General features: G+C 65.9%; 17 protein-coding genes. All 17 read right to left on the bottom strand.

What is annotated here, in order from left to right; all coding sequences use genetic code 11:
- Positions 1–128: 128 nt before the first annotated feature.
- On the bottom strand, positions 129–827 hold the full coding sequence (trmB, locus tag ACHMWQ_RS03475) for a tRNA (guanosine(46)-N7)-methyltransferase TrmB (RefSeq protein ID WP_396306406.1): 699 nt from the start codon (positions 825–827) through the stop codon (positions 129–131).
- Positions 824–2,014, bottom strand: coding sequence for a methionine adenosyltransferase (gene metK, locus ACHMWQ_RS03470; RefSeq protein ID WP_354553046.1), 1,191 nt, complete (start codon positions 2,012–2,014; stop codon positions 824–826). The genes trmB and metK overlap by 4 nt, the downstream gene beginning before the upstream one ends.
- A 210-nt stretch (positions 2,015–2,224) precedes the next feature.
- Entirely contained in the window at positions 2,225–2,638 is a 414-nt protein-coding gene (locus ACHMWQ_RS03465) for a helix-turn-helix transcriptional regulator (protein ID WP_354553044.1), read from the bottom strand.
- 159 nt (positions 2,639–2,797) lie between these two features.
- A complete protein-coding gene (lnt, locus tag ACHMWQ_RS03460; RefSeq protein ID WP_396306405.1) occupies positions 2,798–4,435 on the bottom strand; it encodes an apolipoprotein N-acyltransferase in 1,638 nt (545 codons plus the stop codon).
- Positions 4,436–4,504: 69 nt separating this feature from the next.
- Positions 4,505–5,482 (bottom strand): hemolysin family protein, encoded by a 978-nt coding sequence (locus ACHMWQ_RS03455; RefSeq protein WP_396306404.1) that lies wholly within the window; start codon positions 5,480–5,482, stop codon positions 4,505–4,507.
- A 37-nt stretch (positions 5,483–5,519) separates the two neighbouring features.
- Complete coding sequence (gene ybeY / locus ACHMWQ_RS03450) at positions 5,520–6,017, bottom strand: rRNA maturation RNase YbeY (protein ID WP_354553039.1); 498 nt, start codon at positions 6,015–6,017, stop codon at positions 5,520–5,522.
- A complete protein-coding gene (locus tag ACHMWQ_RS03445) occupies positions 6,014–7,045 on the bottom strand; it encodes a PhoH family protein (RefSeq protein WP_354553597.1) in 1,032 nt (343 codons plus the stop codon). Before ACHMWQ_RS03445 ends, ybeY begins: the two co-directional genes overlap by 4 nt.
- Positions 7,046–7,095: 50 nt before the next feature.
- Positions 7,096–8,502 carry a tRNA (N6-isopentenyl adenosine(37)-C2)-methylthiotransferase MiaB gene (gene miaB / locus ACHMWQ_RS03440; protein WP_396306403.1) on the bottom strand — a complete coding sequence of 469 codons (1,407 nt, stop codon included), beginning with the start codon at positions 8,500–8,502 and terminating at the stop codon, positions 7,096–7,098.
- Between the two features lie 77 nt (positions 8,503–8,579).
- Positions 8,580–9,425 carry a lysophospholipid acyltransferase family protein gene (locus ACHMWQ_RS03435; RefSeq protein WP_396306402.1) on the bottom strand — a complete coding sequence of 282 codons (846 nt, stop codon included), beginning with the start codon at positions 9,423–9,425 and terminating at the stop codon, positions 8,580–8,582.
- Positions 9,425–9,880 carry a Fur family transcriptional regulator gene (locus ACHMWQ_RS03430; protein WP_354553033.1) on the bottom strand — a complete coding sequence of 152 codons (456 nt, stop codon included), beginning with the start codon at positions 9,878–9,880 and terminating at the stop codon, positions 9,425–9,427. The genes ACHMWQ_RS03435 and ACHMWQ_RS03430 overlap by 1 nt, the downstream gene beginning before the upstream one ends.
- A gap of 36 nt (positions 9,881–9,916) precedes the next feature.
- Positions 9,917–10,405 (bottom strand): GNAT family N-acetyltransferase, encoded by a 489-nt coding sequence (locus ACHMWQ_RS03425; protein WP_396306401.1) that lies wholly within the window; start codon positions 10,403–10,405, stop codon positions 9,917–9,919.
- On the bottom strand, positions 10,402–11,064 hold the full coding sequence (gene tsaB / locus ACHMWQ_RS03420; protein WP_396306400.1) for a tRNA (adenosine(37)-N6)-threonylcarbamoyltransferase complex dimerization subunit type 1 TsaB: 663 nt from the start codon (positions 11,062–11,064) through the stop codon (positions 10,402–10,404). The genes ACHMWQ_RS03425 and tsaB overlap by 4 nt, the downstream gene beginning before the upstream one ends.
- Before the next feature lie 45 nt (positions 11,065–11,109).
- Positions 11,110–11,670 (bottom strand): NifU family protein, encoded by a 561-nt coding sequence (locus tag ACHMWQ_RS03415; RefSeq protein WP_266333796.1) that lies wholly within the window; start codon positions 11,668–11,670, stop codon positions 11,110–11,112.
- Positions 11,671–11,791: 121 nt separating this feature from the next.
- Positions 11,792–12,286 carry a universal stress protein gene (locus ACHMWQ_RS03410; RefSeq protein WP_354553027.1) on the bottom strand — a complete coding sequence of 165 codons (495 nt, stop codon included), beginning with the start codon at positions 12,284–12,286 and terminating at the stop codon, positions 11,792–11,794.
- Positions 12,287–12,335: 49 nt separating this feature from the next.
- Positions 12,336–13,376, bottom strand: coding sequence for a tryptophan--tRNA ligase (trpS, locus tag ACHMWQ_RS03405; RefSeq protein ID WP_354553025.1), 1,041 nt, complete (start codon positions 13,374–13,376; stop codon positions 12,336–12,338).
- 62 nt (positions 13,377–13,438) lie between these two features.
- The gene (gene murJ, locus ACHMWQ_RS03400) at positions 13,439–15,004 is read right to left on the bottom strand and encodes a murein biosynthesis integral membrane protein MurJ (protein WP_396306399.1); all 1,566 of its coding nucleotides are present in this window, start codon (positions 15,002–15,004) and stop codon (positions 13,439–13,441) included.
- Between the two features lie 158 nt (positions 15,005–15,162).
- Positions 15,163–17,949, bottom strand: a complete 2,787-nt coding sequence (locus tag ACHMWQ_RS03395) for a [protein-PII] uridylyltransferase (protein ID WP_396309376.1) — start codon at positions 17,947–17,949, stop codon at positions 15,163–15,165.
- Between the last annotated feature and the right edge of the window lie 10 nt (positions 17,950–17,959).

Raw genomic sequence — 17,959 nt, 5'->3', positions numbered from 1 at the left:
TCGTTTGAGATGAATGACAGGCGTATAGGCCCACAGGCGCTTGAATGCAAGCAAAACTGGCTCGAACGGCCCGGTCGATGGATCGTTTCGAAGCCAAAGGCGAGCGCAACAGCGCGCCCGGACGCCGCTCAGCGGCGCTGGAAGGTCAGATAGCTGCCCTGGCGGCCCTCACGGAACGCCTTCTGTTCGTAGCGCGTGCCGGGCCAGCCATCCCATGGCGTGCGCCAGTCGTCGGCATCGCGCGCCGTCCAGGTGAATTCCGCGTGATCGCGCACATGCAGAAGCGTCCACTCGACATAGGATTCGATGTCGGAGGCGAAACGGAACAGGCCACCCGGCCGCAGCACGCGGGCGAAGCGCGTCAGGTTCTTTTCCGACACGAAGCGGCGCTTCCAGTGACGGAATTTCGGCCAGGGGTCGGGATAGAGCAAGTCGATCGCCGCCAGGCTCGCCGGCGGCAGCCAGTCGAGCAGTTCGGCCGCGTCGCGGTCGAACAGGCGGACATTGGCCAGCTCGCCGGCATGGATGGCGGACGCCGCCTTGGCCATGCCGTTGACGAAGGGCTCGACGCCGATGCGACCGATGGTCGGCTCGGTGGTCGCGCGATGCACCAGATGCTCGCCGCCGCCGAAGCCGATCTCGAGCACGACGTCGCCGACCGGCGCTTCGAACAGGGAGGGGAGCGAGGCGGGGGCAGGCGCCGATACGTCGACGCTCAGCCGCGCCAGGACGTCGGCGAGGGTTTCAGCCTGACCGGCGCGGAGATTGTGTCCCTTGCGCCGGCCGTAGAAGGAATCGCGCCGCAGCGCGTGGTCCGGCGTGGTCACAGCGATTTACGGATCGCATCCACGAGGTCGGTCCGCTCCCAGGAGAAGCCGCCATCCGCTTCCGGCGCGCGGCCGAAATGGCCGTAGGCCGAGGTGCGGGCATAGATCGGCCGGTTCAGCTGGAGATGCTCGCGAATGCCGCGCGGCGACAGGTCCATGACCTCGGCCAGGACCTTCTCGACGCGCGCTTCCTCGACCTTGCCGGTGCCGTGCAGATCGACATAGATCGACAGCGGCTGCGACACGCCAATGGCGTAGGAGAGCTGGATGGTGCAGCGTTCCGCAGCGCCCGAGGCAACGACGTTCTTGGCGAGATAGCGCGCCGCATAGGCGGCCGAGCGGTCGACCTTGGTCGGATCCTTGCCGGAGAACGCGCCGCCGCCATGCGGGGCCGCGCCGCCATAGGTGTCGACGATGATCTTGCGTCCGGTCAGGCCAGCGTCGCCATCCGGGCCGCCAATGACGAACTTGCCGGTCGGATTGACGTGCCAGATGGTGTTGGCGCCGATCCAGCCCTCGGGGAGCGCTTCGCGGATATACGGCTCGACGATGGCGCGGACGTCATGCGACGAGAGGTGCTCGTCGAGATGCTGGGTCGAGAGTACGATCTGCGTGACTTCGACCGGCTTGCCATTGTCGTAGCGGACGGTGACCTGGCTCTTGGCGTCGGGGCCGAGCGCGTGCGTCTCGCCCGAACGGCGGGCGTCGGACAGGCGCTTCAGGATGCGGTGCGCGTAGAAGATCGGCGCCGGCATCAGTTCCGGCGTTTCCGAGCAGGCGTAACCGAACATGATGCCCTGGTCGCCGGCGCCTTCATCCTTGTTGCCGGCCGAATCCACGCCCTGGGCGATATCGACCGACTGGGCATGGAGATGCACGTCGACAGCGGCGGTTTCCCAATGGAAGCCGTCCTGCTCGTAGCCGATATCCTTGATCGCCAGACGGGCGACATGGGAAACGAGGTCACGGGTGATCGTCGCAGGCCCGCGGGTCTCGCCGGCAATCACCACCCGATTGGTGGTGGCAAGCGTTTCGCAAGCTACCCGAAGATGGCTCGGATCCCAGCCCTGCTCCGGCCCGATGCGGAAGAAGGCATCGACGATTTCGTCGGAGATACGGTCACAGACCTTATCAGGATGTCCTTCGGAAACAGACTCACTCGTGAACAGATATGACGTTCTCGACACCGCAACGGACCCCGTGCAGAAAAATGGCCGAAGCAGGTGCTTCGGCAATACCAAGGAGCTTTTTTAGCCAGTACCGCCAGTGGGTCAAGCTGCAAAGGGCTGGTTGGCGCGGATCAGCGGGAACGGAGAACAAAGTTCTGACGCGGACCGGTCCGGCGCAAGCAGGAACTCAGTCTTCCAGCTCTCGCGCGGCCAGAGCCGGCAAAGCAATCAATCCTCGGTTTCTTCACCCGCCACGGCACGCACGAGTTCGACGATCCGACGACGCACCTTGGTGTCCTTGATCCGCACGAACGCCTTGTTCAACTGCAGACCTTCCGTGCTGGTCAGGAAGTCGGTGACGAAGGCGGCGGGGCGGGATTCAGCGAAGCCGACCTCGGTCGAGGAACCGGGGGCATCCTCGAAAAAGAACGAGACCGGGACTTCCAGCACCTGTGCGATGTGCTGAAGACGGCTGGCGCCGATGCGGTTGGTGCCCTTCTCATACTTCTGAATCTGCTGGAACGTGATGCCGAGGCTCTCGCCCAGCTTTTCCTGACTCATGCCCTGCATCATACGGCGAAGCCGGACGCGCCCACCCACATGCGTATCGACCGGATTGGGCTGCTTCTTGTTAGCCATCAAGGGCTTTCTCTCCTAAGACCCATGCTGCACTGTCCGGAATATTCCGTAAGGGCCGTTTGGCCCCGACTAGTCCGCGCACCTGCACTCGACGATCGGCAAATGGACCGCCGATCCAATAAGCCCCGCCCGCGCGCAAAATGCAGCCGCGCAATCTGCCTGTCAATTGCGTTGTTTAGTCCGGGTGAAACCACGAGTAGAGACGACAACGAGAGCGAGTATCATCAAGGCGAAATAAAGACTGTCGCGATACTTGGAATAGATTGTCGGCCTTAGTGCGACAGGAAGCGCACCGTCGAGAACAGCGACCATTTCAACGCCGCGTTGTGCCCGAACCCGACCATAGGGATCGATAATTGCCGAGACGCCGGAGTTCGCGGCCCGGACGACCGGGAGACCTTCCTCGACCGCCCGGACGACGGATTGCTGGAGATGCTGCCAAGGGCCCGGAGTGTCGCCAAACCAGCCATCATTGGTTAGATTCACGATCCATCCGGGTCGATTTTCGGCGTCAACGACGCTGCCAGGGAAGATTATCTCGTAACAGATGAGCGGACTGAAGGATGGCGCATCGGGCAGGTCGAGCGTCAAACGGCGATCACCGGCAGCAAATCCACCCGGTAAAGCGATCATTTGACTGATTCCGAGTCGACGAAAAATCGCTTCCAGGGGAAGGTACTCGCCAAACGGAACTAAGTGCACCTTATCGTAAGATTGTCGTATAAACCCGTCGGAGTCGATGACCTGGAGGCTGTTGAAGACGCGGGCCTCGACCTCCTCGCCCACAACCGCCTCGGCCCTCGCCGCCCCGGTGATCAGGGTCGAGCCCTCGGGCAGTAGCGCGCCGATCGCGGCGAGCGCGTTCGGATTCTGGTCCAGCAGGAACGGAAAGGCGGTCTCGGGCCAGATCAGATGGGTGAACGGCGCGGGCTTGCCGTCCTCCATTCCGGTTGCACTGAGGCTCAGATAGCGACCGAGAATTTCATCGTCCCGGCCCGACGCCCATTTCTCGTCCTGTGCGATCCTCGGTTGTACCAGGCGCAGGCGAATGTTGGGGACAGTGGCGTCATCGGCGGTCGAAAGCCGCGCCGCGCCGAAGCCGACAATGGCCAGGAACAGCGCCGCGAGCGCGAAAAAGGCGCACCGATCGGCAAAACGGTACGCCGGATCGCGGCTGAACCACAGAACCGGCGCCGCGGCGATCAGGAAGGCGAAGAAGGTGACGCCCCAGATGCCGATCCACGACGCGATCTGCATCAGCACCGGGCTCGGCATCATGGCGTAGCCGAACGCGTTCCAGGGAAAGCCGGTGAGGATATGGCCGCGCAGCCATTCCGTCAGGCTGAGCGCCATCGCCAGCACCACCAGCCGCGACCAGTCTGGCGCCCAGAACAGCCGCGCCAGGCCGGCGCCCAGCCCCCAGAACAGGGCGAGGCCGGCCGGCAGCGCCAGCACCGCCGCCGGCATCAACCAGGCGAAGGCCGCCGCATCGACCAGGAAAGCGGCGCCGATCCACCAGAGCCCGCCGACGAAATAGCCGAAGCCGAAGCTCCAGCCGACGGCGAAGCCGGCCCGGAAGCGCGCCAGCGGAGCCGCGTCGGCCCGGGCCGGCGCGTCATCCAGCAGCAGGACGAAGACGGGAAGCGTGATCCAGAGGACCGGAAACCAGCCGAGGGGCGGCAGCGCCAGCGCCGAGGCGGCGCCGGCGAGGATGGCGGCGGCAATCCGCCGCCATCCTCGGGCCAGCAAGCCAATGCGAGGCCGGCCGGGGGCCGCCAGACTGTTCGAGCGAATGGCCATGATCTCCCGGACCGCGAATGGACGGCGCGAAGACGCGGCGTCGAGGGATGCGGGACCGGGGTCCCGCGGTCAAGCCGCCGCGGCGTCCGGCCTGCGTATGCGCAGGCGCTTCACCCGGCGCGGATCGGATTCGAGGATCTCGAACTGCAGGCCGCCGGGCACGTCGATATGCTCGCCGGGCGCGGGAATGCGGCCGAGAAGCGTGAAGACTACGCCGCCCAGCGTATCGACGTCGTCATGCTCGGAACCGAGATCCAGGCGCGTGCCCATGGTCGCCTCGAGGTCGTCGAGATCGGCGCGGGCATCGGCAAGGTAGGAACCGTCCGCCTCGCGCGTGATCATCGGCGCTTCGTCGTCATGCTCGTCCTCGATGTCGCCGAAGACGATCTCGACCACGTCCTCCAGCGAGACCAGGCCGTCGGTCCCGCCATATTCGTCGATGACGACGGCCATCTGGACGCGCTTCGCCTGCATGGTGGAGAGCAGGGTCGCGGCCGGCATGGAGGGCGGCACGAACAGGACCTCGCGCACGACCGTGGTCTGCTCCAGGCCGACATTGAGATCGATGAGCGAAAGATCGAGCCCGCCCTCGGTCGAGGCCGTGGACATCATGTAGTCCATCAGGTCCTTGATATGGACCATGCCGATCGGGTCATCGAGGGTTTCGCGATAGACCGGCATGCGCGAATGGCCGGAATCGCGGAAGGCCGCGACCGCCTCGCCGATCGTCTGGTCGACATCGAGCGCCAGGATGTCGGCGCGCGGGATCATGACGTCGTCGACTCGCACCTCGCGCAGATGCAGGATATTGCGCAGCATCCGGCGCTCTTCGGGGGAGAAGGTATTGTCCGCCTCGCCGGCATCGAGCGCATCTTCGATATCGTCGCGCAGCGAGCCGGGCGCCTTCAGCCCCACTGCCTGGCGGATGCGATCCAGCCAGCTTTCGGGGGCGCGTTCGACCTCGCGAGTGTCAGGCGCGGCGGTCTGACTACTCGGGGGTTCAGGGTTCGATTCAGCGCTCGAACCGGGCGTCTCGGTATCACTCATCGTCCGTCGTTTGTCAGTGTTCTATCGGTCGCCGCCATCACAGCAGAGGTTCGGCGTAGGGATCGGCGATGCCGAGTCGGGCGAGGATCTCCGTCTCCAGAGATTCCATGCGTTCCGCTTCGTCATCCTCCAGATGATCATGCCCGAAGAGGTGAAGCAACCCGTGCACCACCAGATGGGTCAGATGGTCTTCGAATGCCAGCCCTTGCTCGGCCGCTTCGGCGACGACTGTTTCACGTGCAACCACGATATCGCCCAGCAGCGGGCCGAAGCGTTCGGAGTCCGGCGGGCTGCCCGGGAAGGACAGGACGTTGGTCGCCTTGTCCTTGTCGCGGTAGTCCGCATTGAGCTGGCGGACATGCTCGTCATCGGTGAAGACGACCGAGAGCTCCGATCCCTTGACCGCCGGCAGATGGCCGACGGCGAAGCTCGCCTCGACCGCCTGCGCGACAAGGCGGGCCAGTTGGTCCTCCTCGGGCCAGTCGCCAGCCTCGACCAGCAGGTCGATCGCGATCGGCACGGTATCGACGCTCATGCCTGGCCTCCCGACCGGGGACCGCGCGCCGGCGGCTGGACCGGACGCGGCGGCGCCTTGTCATAGGCGCGAACGATGCGGCCGACCAGCGGATGGCGCACGACGTCGACATCGGTGAACTTGATCTGGACGATGCCCGGCACGTCGCGCAGCAATTCGCTCGCCTCCGCCAGGCCGGAAATCTGCCCCGGCGGCAGATCGACCTGGGTCGGATCGCCGGTGACGATCATGCGCGAGCCTTCGCCGAGACGGGTCAGGAACATCTTCATCTGCATCGAGGTGGTGTTCTGCGCCTCGTCCAGGATGACGACGGCGTTCGCCAAAGTCCGCCCGCGCATGAAGGCGAGCGGGGCGACCTCGATCATGCCGGAGGTGAGGCCGCGCTCGACCTTGTCGGGCGGCATCATGTCATAGAGCGCGTCATAGAGCGGGCGGAGATAGGGATCGACCTTCTCCTTCATGTCGCCGGGCAGGAAGCCGAGCCGTTCGCCGGCCTCCACCGCCGGACGCGACAGGATCAGCCGCGAGACGTCGCCGCGCTCGATCAGCGCGGCGGCATAGGCGACCGCGAGATAGGTCTTGCCGGTACCGGCCGGCCCCATGCCGAACACCAGCTCGGCCCGGTCCATAGCGCGGATATAGGCGTCCTGGGCCGGGTTGCGGGCCATGACGGTGCGGCGGCGGGTCGAGATCTGCGCCATGGCCAGCCGGCCCTTCGGCTCCAGGCTCGGCAGGCTCAACTGCTCGTCATCGGCGATCGCCATGCGGATGGCGCCCTCGACATCGGCGGGGCCGACCTCGTGGCCCTGCTGCAGGCGGACATAGAGCAGGTCGAGCGCAAGCCGCGCCTGCGCGCAGGCTTCCGGACGGCCACGCACCGTCACCTGGTTGCCACGCGCGACCGCCTCGACGCCGAGCTTCTGCTCGAGGATGGCGAGGTTCTGGTCGAACTGGCCAAGGAGCTCGCTCGCCAGCCGGTTATCGTCAAAGGCGATCACGACATGGGTGATGTCGGACGCATGCGACATGTCGGCGGCGCGGCCACCCGGCAAACCGGATGGCGTATGGGAGCGTGCATTCACGTAATGACCTCCACGGTGCTTTGTGTCGCGGCCGACCGGACATCCGGCTCGACCAGGGTGCCAAACAGGGAATTCGAACCAAGACTGTCGATGACGACCCGGCCAATCGTTCCGATGCGGCTGGTGTCGGCGTCGACCAGGACGGCCTGCAGATAGGGCGAACGCCCCATCAGCTGGCCAGGCATGCGGCCCGACTTCTCGAACAGCACGTCCATGACCGTCCCAACGCGCGAGCGGTTGAATTGTGTCTGCTGGTCGAGAATAAGTGCCTGGAGGCGCGAGAGCCGCTCGGACATGCGCCGGTCGTCGACATGGCCGGCATGGTTGGCGGCCGGCGTGCCGGGACGCGGGCTGTATTTGAAGGAATAGGCGGCGGCATAGCCGACGGTCTCGACCAGCCGCATCGTCGCCTCGAAATCCTCGTCCGTCTCGCCGGGAAAACCGACGATGAAATCGGAGGACAGCGCGATATCGGAGCGCGTGGCGCGGATGCGGTCGACCAGGCGGAGATAGTCGTCCGCCTTGTGCTTGCGATTCATCGCCGCGAGGATCCGGTCGGATCCCGCCTGCACCGGCAGATGCAGATAGGGCATCAGCGCCGGCAGATCGCGATGCGCCTCGATGAGCGCATCATCCATGTCGCGCGGATGGCTGGTGGTATAGCGAAGCCTGTCGAGGCCGGGGATCTCGGCCAGGCGATAGAGCAGCTGGCCCAGGCCCCATTCGCGGCCGTCTGTGCCGACGCCATGCCAGGCATTGACGTTCTGGCCGAGCAGCGTCACCTCGCGCACGCCGGCATCGGCCAGCCGCGTCGCTTCGGCGACGATCATGTCGACCGGACGGGAAACCTCCGCGCCTCGCGTATAAGGCACGACGCAGAAGGTGCAGAACTTGTCGCAGCCTTCCTGAATGGTGAGGAAGGCCGTGACGCCGCGGGCGCGGGTCCGCTCCTTGGTCGCCGCGGGCAGGCGCTCGAATTTCTCGGCGAGCGCGAATTCCGTCTCGACCGCCCGCTTGCCGCCGGCGACATCGCGCAGCAGCTGCGGCAGGTGCTGATAGGATTGCGGCCCGACCACGAGATCGACCACCGGCGCGCGCCTTGCGATCTCGGCGCCCTCGGCCTGCGCGACGCAGCCGGTCACGCCGACGGTGAGCTGACGGCCGTTGAGGGCCGCCTCCTCCTTCATCACGCGCAGGCGCCCGAGCTCGGAATACACCTTCTCGGCCGCCTTTTCGCGGATATGGCAGGTGTTGAGCAGGATGAGGTCGGCGTTATCGACCCGGTCGGTCGCTTCGTAGCCATCGCTTGCCAGAGCATCCGCCATACGATCGGAATCGTAGACGTTCATCTGGCAACCATAGGTCTTGATGAAGACGCGCTTCTTTTCTTGGGTTCCGGTCATTGATCCGGTTATCTACCGCCACGGTTCGGCTTGGCACGATCGCTTCCGGCGGATCACCCGCCGTCGCCTGTCCCTTCCTATCCGCTTTCTGTCTCGCTGAGAATAGGCGCGTCCGGTGACGCTGCCATGACCGTGATGTTCTTGAGACCGCGCGAGCGGATCGAACGCACCATGGCGCGCACTTCCGCCTCGGCCGCGGCCGTCACCTGCTTGCGGTCGGCATCGGGCCCGAACCGGATCGGCGTGCCGAAGGCAACCACCGCGTCGACCGCGCCGATCTCGAGCAGCGACACCAGATGCGGCGCCAGGTCCATATGGCCGTGCCAGGCGATCTCGGCCATGCGCGAGCGATCGATCGGCAGGCCCTGGAAGCCGACATAGACGATGGCGACGGGCTGGATGGTGATCGGCTGATCGGCGCCGCTCGCCTCGCGCGCCGCGCCCACCAGGGCGCTGCGGAACGGCAGCACGGTGATGCCGTCGCCGGTCGTGCCTTCCGCGAACAGCACCAGCGCCTCGCCGCTCGCCAGCCGGGCCGCGATGGCGCTGTTGGAGGCGGCGGTGGCCGTGCGGCGGGTGCGATCGATGAAGACGCTGCGCTGCAGGCGGGCCAGCCACTTCACCACCGGCCAGCCGCCAACCTCGCTCTTGGCGATGAAGGAGACCGGCAGCAGGCTGCCCAGCGTGACGATATCGACCCAGGAAGTGTGGTTGGAGACGATCAGCAGCGGCCGGTCGGTCGCAGGCTCGCCCTCGATGCGAACCCTGAGGCCCAGGCACCGGGCGGCGACGCGCTGCCACCACATCGGCACCCGGGCGGCGAGCGCCGGACGGAAGCGCATGGCGAACAGCTGCAGCGGCAGCAGGATCAGTGTGGTCAGCAGCAGGCTCACCAGGACGAGGGCGAGCCGGAGCTTCCCCATCAGGAGCGACCCTTCGGGGTCTTGTCGTCGATCGGCACGGCATAGAGCTCCAGGCGATGATCGACCAGGCGGTAGCCGAGCCGGCGGGCGATCAGATCCTGCAGCGCCTCGATTTCCTCGCTGCGGAATTCGATGACGTCGCCGCTGCGCAGGTCGATCAGGTGATCATGATGTTCTTCGGAGACCGCCTCGTAGCGGCTGCGGCCATCGCGGAAATCGTGCCGCTCGATCATGCCGGCATCCTCGAACAGCTTCACCGTCCGGTAGACGGTCGAGATCGAGATGCGCGGATCGATGGCCGAGGCCCGACGGTAGACTTCCTCGACATCGGGATGGTCGGTGGCGGCATCGAGCACGCGCGCGATGATGCGGCGCTGCTCGGTCATGCGCATGCCCTTCTCGACGCAGGCGTCTTCCAGGCTCGTTGGATGCTGTAGCTCAGGCGTCACGCTCATCTCCTGCCCCTCGGACCTCGCACGAAACCTCGGCGCTTAGCGGAGTTGCAGCCGCATGACAAGCGCGGTGCCGCCCGGCCCCTTGCCATCGGCATAGTAGCCCTTCCGGCGTCCGACTTCGACAAATCCAAGCGATCTGTAGAGGGAAACGGCGCTCGCATTGTTCTCGTCGACCTCGAGAAAGACTTCGGGGACAAGTTCGCGGTAGAGCGCGCGCAGCGCCTCTTCCATCAGCAGGCGGCCATAGCCGCGCCCGCGGGCGCCCGGCGCCACGGCGATGGTCAGCACCTCGGCCTCGCCGGCGACGGTGCGCACCAGGATGAAGCCCTGCGGGCGCCGCGTGCCAAACAGAGATTCCCGCCGCAGCACATGGCCGGTCACCGTCTTGTCGGCGACCAGCCCGTCGATCTCGTCGGCGCTCCAGCCACGGCGGAAGCCGGCGGCGTGGATCTCCACCAGCGCGTCGATATCGGCAGGGTCCACGGCGTCGATGATGATGCGGGGCCGCAGCAGAAGGTCCATCATTGGCGCGCAATTCCCTTGTGAAGCTGCGGCTTGGCGTCGGGGGGCTTGAGGTAGAGCGGTTTGGGCGGGTGATCGGCCGGATCGAGGCTGGCTCCGAGCGAAAGCAGCGTCGCGATATCCGGGGCGGAACGGTCGTGGATCACCCGATCCGGCCTTTCCAGCCGGATCGCGCCGGCGCCGGCCAGATCGGCGTCCGACTCGGCGGCGAGCGCCGCGAAATGCCCGATCGAGGCGAGCACCGCCTCGCCAGCCGGCGCCAGCTTCGCCGAAAACAGCTGGCCATAGAGTTCGTCGCCACGAGCCGGCAGCAGGGCGAGGATCGGCCGGTCGTCGCCGGGCGGGCGCAGGCTCGCGGCCAGGGCGGCGTGGCTGAGCAGCGTGCCGACGCCAACGACCGGGACGCGGTGGACCAGCGCCAGGCCGCGCGCCGCGGCAATGCCCACGCGAAGGCCGGTGAACGAGCCGGGCCCGACCGAGACGGCGATGCGTTGGATGGCCGAAATCGCCACGCCGGCCTCGGCCAGCAGGCCTGCGATCTCCGGCATCAGCCGCTCGGCATGGCCCTTGCCGATGGTCTCGGCGCGCAAAAAGACAGCCCCGCCGGCCGAAAGGCCAACGGAGCAATTTTCAAGGGCGGTATCGATGGCAAGCAGGGTCATCAGACCCGGATAGAGCCAGAAGGCGGGGCTGTCGAGCGCCGCCGATCAGGAAACTGCCTCAACCTCGCGAACTTCCGGCACGAAATGACGCAGGAGGTTCTGGATGCCGTGCTTGAGGGTCGCCGTCGAGGACGGGCAACCGGCACAGGAGCCGCGCATGTTGAGATAGACGACGCCATCGCGGAAGCCCTGGAAGGTGATGTCGCCACCATCCTGCGCCACGGCCGGACGGACGCGGGTCTCGATCAGTTCCTTGATCGTCTCGACCAGCTCGGCATCGCCCTCTTCGAAGAACTCGCCCTGGTCGGGGGTGTGCGGCTTCAGCGTCGCCATGACCGGGACGCCGGCCATGAAGTGCTCCATGATCGCGCCGAGGATGGCGGGCTTCATGTGCTGCCACTCGCCCTCCTTCTTGGTCACGCTGATGAAGTCATGTCCCAGGAACACGCCGGCCACGCCATTGACGGCGAACAGACGCTCGGCCAGCGGCGAACGCTCGGCCTCGTCGGGATCGCGGAAATCGGCCGTGCTTTCCGGCAGGACGAGCCGGCCGGGCAGGAACTTCAAGGTCGACGGATTCGGCGTCGCTTCGGTTTGGATGAACATGATGCGGGCTCCGTGCGATCTTGTTTAGAATATTTCTAGAAACGCATAGTAGTCACTGCCGCCCTTCCGTCCAAGCGGAATCACGGCGTGAACGCTAAAATCGTAGTCTTGGGGTCATGTTTCAAGCGATGGCGGCGATGTCGTCGTCGGAAAGCGTGCCGGGGACGATGGTGATCGGCACCGGGAAGGTTGCCGCGAGCTTGCCGGCGATCGAGGAAACCAGGGGGCCCGGGCCTTCCTTGTCGGTGCCGGCGGCCAGAACCAGGATGGCGATATCCTCGTCCTCCTCGATCAGCGCGGTGATCTGCTCGGCGCGGGTGCCCTCGCGAATCACCATTTCCGGCTCGATCGAGGAATGGCGGCGGGCGATATCGGCGAAACGGCCGAGCGTCGTCTCGGCCTCGTCCATTGCCTCGGCGCGCATGATGTTTTCGACGCCGATCCAGTGCTGGAAGCCGGTCGGCTCGATCACATAGAGCAGCACGAGGCCGCCGCTGGTGCGATCAGCGCGGCGCGCGCCATAGATGACGGCGCGCGAGCATTCGGGCGTGTCGTCGATCACCGCCAGAAACTTGCGGCGGTGACCGGTCTCGGTGCTCTTGCGCTTCATCAGCATGGCTCGATGCTGCCACCCGGCGACCGCTGCCGCAAGTCGCCGACGCGCCTTACTTGCGGCGGATGAAGCCGACGACGTCCTTGACGCCGTCGAGGATCGGGCGGGCGATCGCGTCGGCGCGCGCCGCGCCATCGGCGAGGATCGCGTCGATATGGCCGGGATCGGCCATCAGGCGACGCATCTCGCCGCCGACGGGGCCGAGCTTCTCGACCGCCAGATCGGCCAGCGCCGGCTTGAAGCCGGAGAATTGCTGGCCGCCGAACTCGCGCAGGACGTCTTCCTTGGTGAGGCCGGAGAGCGCGGCATAGATGCCGACGAGGTTGTCGGCCTCGGGACGGCCCTTCAGGCCTTCGACATCGCCAGGCAGCGGCTCGGCATCGGTCTTGGCCTTGCGGATCTTCTGCGCGATGCCGTCGGCGTCGTCGGTCAGGTTGATGCGCGAATAATCGGACGGGTCCGACTTCGACATCTTCTTGGTGCCGTCGCGCAGCGACATGATTCGGGTGGCCGGGCCGGTGATGACCGGCTCGGTGATCGGGAAATAGGCATCGCCGAAGCCATGCGCCGCGATCGACTCGGAATAGTCGTTATTGAACTTCTGGGCGATGTCGCGCGTCAGCTCGAGGTGCTGCTTCTGGTCCTCGCCGACGGGAACATGCGTCGCCTGGTAGGCGAGGATGTCGGCGGCCATCAGGCTCGGATAGGCGAGAAGGCCGAGCGAGGCGTTCTCCTTGTCCTTGCCGGCCTTGTCCTTGAACTGCGTCATGCGGTTCATCCAGCCGATGCGCGCGACGCAATTGAAGATCCAGGCCAGCTCCGCATGGGCGGAAACCTGGCTCTGGTTGAAGACGATGTGCGACACGGGGTCGATGCCGGCGGCGACGAAGGCGGCCGTGACCTCGCGGATCTGCCGCGTCAGTTCGGCCGGATCCTGCCAGACCGTGATCGCGTGCATGTCGACGACGCAGTAGATGCACTCGTTGGCTTCCTGCAGCGCGACGAAATTAACGATCGCGCCGAGATAGTTGCCAAGGTGCAGATTGCCGGTCGGCTGGACGCCGGAAAAGATGCGCGTCTTGAATTCGGTCATCAGAAACCCCGTTTTTCCGGCGCGTTATGGCGCGACGTGTCGATGCGCGCAAGCGCGGAAGGTTAGCGGCGCCGACGGTTGCGCAGCTTGCCGAGGATCGTGCCGAAATGGACGACGCCGGTCAGCTGGCAGAACAGCGCGAACAGCACGAGCCCGATGGCGCAGATGGTGCCCATCGCCACGGCGCGGAACAGGATCCGCTGGTCGGCGAAATAAGGCTCGGCCCACCAGGCGGCGAGGAAGATCGAAAGCCCCATCGCCATGGCGGCGACCAGCGCCATCGGCATGTTGCGCTTCACCTTGTCGTCGAACAGGAAATGGCCGCGCTTGTGCAGCGCCCAGCCGAGCAAGGCGGCATTGACCCAGCCCGAGAGGCTGGTGGCGATCGCGATGCCGACATAGGTGAGCGAGGGGAACAGCGCCAGCGAGCCGATGATGTTGACGGCCACGCCGATCGCGGCGAACCACATCGGCGTCTTGGTGTCCTCGCGAGCAAAGAAACCGGGCGACAAGACCTTGATCAGCACGAAGGCCGGCAGGCCGACGGCAAAGCCCATCAGCGTGTGGGCGGTCGCCAGCGTGTCGTCTGCCCCGAACTCGCCGCGCTGGAACAGTACCTGGACGATCGGCTTGGCGAGCACGAACAGCGCGATCGCCGCCGGCAGCGTCAATGTCATCGCGAATTCGAGACTGCGATTCTGCGTGTAGTGGATCAGGTCCGTGCGGCCTGAGCGGACATGGCGCGACAGATCCGGCAGCATCACGACGGCGATGGTCGCGCCGACAATGCCGAGCGGCAGCTGATACAGGCGATCGGCATAACCGAGGATGGCGATGGCGCCCGGTGCAAACGAGGCGATCATCGTACCGATGACGATGTTGATCTGGGTGACGCCGCCGGCGATCAGGCCCGGCACGGCGAGCGTCGTCAGCCGGCGGACGCCGGCGGTCAGGCGCGGCCAGCGCAGCTTCAGCAGCAGACCGTTGCGCCAGGCATCAATGATGACGACGGCCAGCTGGAACACGCCGCCGATCAGCGTCGCCCAGGAAAGCAGGATACCGGCTTCGGCCGTGTTTTCGAGCTTGTGGAACAGGATATAGGCGAGCGCCGCCACCAGCACGACGTTGAGCAGGCCGGGCGCCATCGCCGCCGCCATGAAGCGACCCTGCGCGTTCAGCACACCGCTATAAAGCGCCAGCAGCGAGATCAGCGTCAGATAGGGGAAGGAGATCCGCGTCAGCAGAACGGCGAGATCGAATTTCGAGGGATCTGACACGAAACCGGGCGCCATCACATACATGAGCGGCACCATCGCGATCAGCGCGATGACGGTGAGCACGATCAGGAAGGCGAACAGCGCCGACAAGGCCTCGGAGCCGAACTGCTTGGCCTCTTCGATGCCCTCTGCTTCCAGCTTGCCGGCAAACAGCGGGATGAAGGCCGAGGAAAAAGCGCCTTCCGCAAACAGCCGGCGGAACAGATTGGGAAAGCGGAAGGCGACCATGAACGCGTCGGCCACCGGTCCGGTGCCGAGGGCGGCTGCCATGAACATGTCGCGGACGAAGCCGAGAAGCCGGCTCGATGTCGTCGAACCACCGACGGTGACAAAGTTTTTCAGGAGAGACATTGCCACCTGGCGGATCGGAAAGAGGAATACGGCCGCCCGCACCCGCGAGCGGGCCGAGTTACGCCTTTGGGTGCTGGAAAATCAAGGCAAAGCGAAGGCCGAGCGACAGCCCTTGCCGATCCATGCGCCCGGGGGCTGCCGGCGCTCGGCGGGACACCTCAGCCGGCCTTGCGGGTCGGCGTCTTGTCTACCGGCGCGATACCCTCGAAAGCCTGATGCAGGCGGCGGCGGATGCTCGCTTCGCGATTGGCGTTCATCACCTTCCGGCCGGTCAGATCGGTGACATAGAAGACGTCGACGGCGCGCTCGCCGAAGGTCACGACATGCGCCGAGGCGATGTTGAGATTCAGATCCGAGATCGAGCGCGTCAGGTCGTAGAGCAGGCCGGGACGATCCAGCCCCGAGGCCTCGATCGCGGTGAACTGGTTCGACCAGGAATTGTCGAGCAGGATCTGGGTCTCCACGGTGAAAGCCTTGATCTTGGCGCGCGGCTTCGCCTTCTTGGCGATCGCCTCCGGTAGCGCGACGGCGCCGGAAAGCGCCTGCTCGATCAGCCCGCCCACCTTGAGCGCACGGGTCATCTCTTCCTCGTCGGTATCGAATTCCCGCGCGATGAAGATCGTGTCGATGGCAAGGCCGTCCGTCGTCGTGAAGATCTGCGCGTCGACGATGTTGCCGCCCGCCGCCGTGCAGGCGCCGGCGATCATCGACAACAGGCGCGGGTGATCCGGCGCCAGCACGGTGATCTCGGTGATCGCCTCGAAGGCGTGCGTCGACACCGCCGTCGCCAGCGTCTGGCCGGATCGATCGGCGTTGCGGATCAGCGAGGCGTGGGCGATCTTGCGCGGGAGATCGACGCGCAGCCAATAGGCCGGATAGTGCCGGTCGCGATAGGCGTCGAGCTCGGCCTGCGGCCAATCCTTCAGCGCGTCGACCAGCTCGGCCTTGGCTGCCGCGACGCGCTCGTCGCGCGATACCTGGCTGTGGCCGCCGGTCAGATGCGGCTCGGTCTCGTAATAGAGCGTGCGCAGCAACTGGCCCTTCCAGCCGTTCCACACGCCCGGCCCCACCGCCTTGATGTCGGCGATGGTCAGCACGAGCAGCATCTTCAGCCGCTCCAGGCTCTGCACCACGGCCGCGAAATCCTGGATCGTCTTGCGGTCGCCCAGATCGCGCGACTGCGCCGTCATGCTCATCAGAAGGTGATGCTCGATCAGCCAGGCAACCGTCTCGGTCTGCGCCGGCGTCAATCCGAGCCGCGGCCCCAGCCGGCGCGCCACCCGGGCACCGGCGATCGAATGATCCTCCGGCCGGCCCTTGGCGACGTCATGCAGGAACATCGCCACGTAGAGGGCGGTGCGATCCTGGATGGTCGGCATCACCATATTGGCGAGTGGATGCTCCTCGCTGCGCGCGCCGGCATCGATCTCGGCCAGCACGCCGACGGAACGGATCAGGTGCTCGTCCACCGTATAGTGGTGGTACATGTTGAACTGCATCATCGCCACGACCTTGCCGAAATCCGGCACGAAGCGGCCGAGCACGCCGGCTTCGTTCATGCGGCGGATGACGGTTTCGGGCTGGTTGCGCGAGGCGAGCAGTTCCAGGAACAGCCGGTTCGCCTCGGGGTCGTCACGCAGCTTGCCGTCGATCAGCTTCAGCGAGCGCGTCACCTCCTTCATCGCGTCGGGATGAAAGGCGAGGTTGTGCTTGTCCGCGAGGTGGAAGATGCGGATCAGATTGACCGGGTCGCGCGCGAAGACGTCGGGCGCCGCCATGTTGATGCGGTCGTGCTCGACGATGAAATCGCTGGAATCGGTGATCTTGCGGTGACGTCGGCGCGAGCCGAAATTGAAGAAGCGGTTCAGCAACGGCGCCGGCTTGGCGTTCTCCTCCTCGAGCCCGGCGCAGAAGATCATCGTGAGGTCGCCGACATCCTTGGCGACCAGGAAATAGTGCTTCATGAAGCGCTCGACATCCTTCATGCCGGGATGCGAGGTGTAGCCGAGGCGAACCGCCATCTCGCGCTGGACGTCGAAGGAAAGCCGCTCTTCCGGCCGGCCGGTCAGGAAATGCAGGTGGCAGCGCACGGACCAGAGGAAGTCCTCGGACTTGCGGAACAGCGCCAGTTCGGAGCGCGAGAACAGGCCCGCCTCGACCAGCGCGTTGCCCGAGCGGACCTGGTAGAAATACTTGGCGATCCAGAACAGCGTGTGCAGGTCGCGCAGGCCGCCCTTGCCTTCCTTGACGTTGGGCTCGACCAGATAGCGCGAGGCGCCCTGGCGCCGGTGGCGCTCGTCGCGCTCGGCAAGCTTCGCGGCGATGAATTCCGGCCCGGTGCCCTTGGCCACTTCCGCGTCGAAGCGCTGGGTGAGCTCGTCGAACAGCCGGTCGTCGCCCCAGAGGAAGCGGGATTCGAGAATGGCGGTGCGGATCGTCATGTCGCCGCGCGACAGGCGGATGCATTCGTCGACATTGCGCGTGGCATGGCCAACCTTGAGGCCAAGATCCCACAGCATGTAGAGCACGAATTCGACGACGCTCTCGCCCCAGGGCGTCTGCTTGTAGGGCAGCACGAAGAGGAGATCGATGTCGGAGCCGGGCGCCAGCATGCCGCGGCCATAGCCGCCGACGGCGACCAGCGCCATGCGCTCGGCCGAGGTGGGGTTCTCGGCCGGATAGATGTGGCGGATGGCGACCTCGTAGATCGCGCCGATCACGTCGTCCTGCAGCTTGGAAAGCGTCCGCGCGCAGGCGCTGCCATGGCCATCGGCGATCAGCTGTGCCTCGGCGGCGGCGCGTCCGTCGCGCAGCACCTGCTTCAGATGGGCCAGCACCGCCGAACGCAGCGCCGTCTTGTCCAGCCCGGGCGCCAGCGCGTGCAGTTCAGCCGCGAGCGGGGGGCGGTCGAGAAGCGCGGTATCGGATCGGGTCATGGAGGCAATCGACGTTGGG

This window comes from Kaistia sp. UC242_56 (assembly GCF_044452255.1).
Lineage (GTDB): Bacteria > Pseudomonadota > Alphaproteobacteria > Rhizobiales > Kaistiaceae > Kaistia > Kaistia defluvii_A.
Note: the sequence above shows the minus strand (reverse complement) of the source record. Positions and strands in the feature narration are given on the sequence as shown.

Excerpts from the sequence above, each read along its gene's own strand:
- ACHMWQ_RS03430 (WP_354553033.1), bottom strand. The coding sequence starts at position 9,880 with ATGAGCGTGACGCCTGAGCTACAGCATCCAACGAGCCTGGAAGACGCC.
- ACHMWQ_RS03410 (WP_354553027.1), bottom strand. The coding sequence starts at position 12,286 with ATGCTGATGAAGCGCAAGAGCACCGAGACCGGTCACCGCCGCAAGTTT.
- trpS (WP_354553025.1), bottom strand. The coding sequence starts at position 13,376 with ATGACCGAATTCAAGACGCGCATCTTTTCCGGCGTCCAGCCGACCGGC.
- tsaB (WP_396306400.1), bottom strand. The coding sequence starts at position 11,064 with ATGACCCTGCTTGCCATCGATACCGCCCTTGAAAATTGCTCCGTTGGC.
- ACHMWQ_RS03455 (WP_396306404.1), bottom strand. The coding sequence starts at position 5,482 with ATGAGTGATACCGAGACGCCCGGTTCGAGCGCTGAATCGAACCCTGAA.
- ACHMWQ_RS03435 (WP_396306402.1), bottom strand. The coding sequence starts at position 9,425 with ATGGGGAAGCTCCGGCTCGCCCTCGTCCTGGTGAGCCTGCTGCTGACC.
- ACHMWQ_RS03415 (WP_266333796.1), bottom strand. The coding sequence starts at position 11,670 with ATGTTCATCCAAACCGAAGCGACGCCGAATCCGTCGACCTTGAAGTTC.
- miaB (WP_396306403.1), bottom strand. The coding sequence starts at position 8,502 with ATGACCGGAACCCAAGAAAAGAAGCGCGTCTTCATCAAGACCTATGGT.
- ACHMWQ_RS03445 (WP_354553597.1), bottom strand. The coding sequence starts at position 7,045 with ATGTCGCATGCGTCCGACATCACCCATGTCGTGATCGCCTTTGACGAT.
- lnt (WP_396306405.1), bottom strand. The coding sequence starts at position 4,435 with ATGGCCATTCGCTCGAACAGTCTGGCGGCCCCCGGCCGGCCTCGCATT.
- ACHMWQ_RS03425 (WP_396306401.1), bottom strand. The coding sequence starts at position 10,405 with ATGATGGACCTTCTGCTGCGGCCCCGCATCATCATCGACGCCGTGGAC.
- ybeY (WP_354553039.1), bottom strand. The coding sequence starts at position 6,017 with ATGAGCGTCGATACCGTGCCGATCGCGATCGACCTGCTGGTCGAGGCT.
- murJ (WP_396306399.1), bottom strand. The coding sequence starts at position 15,004 with ATGTCTCTCCTGAAAAACTTTGTCACCGTCGGTGGTTCGACGACATCG.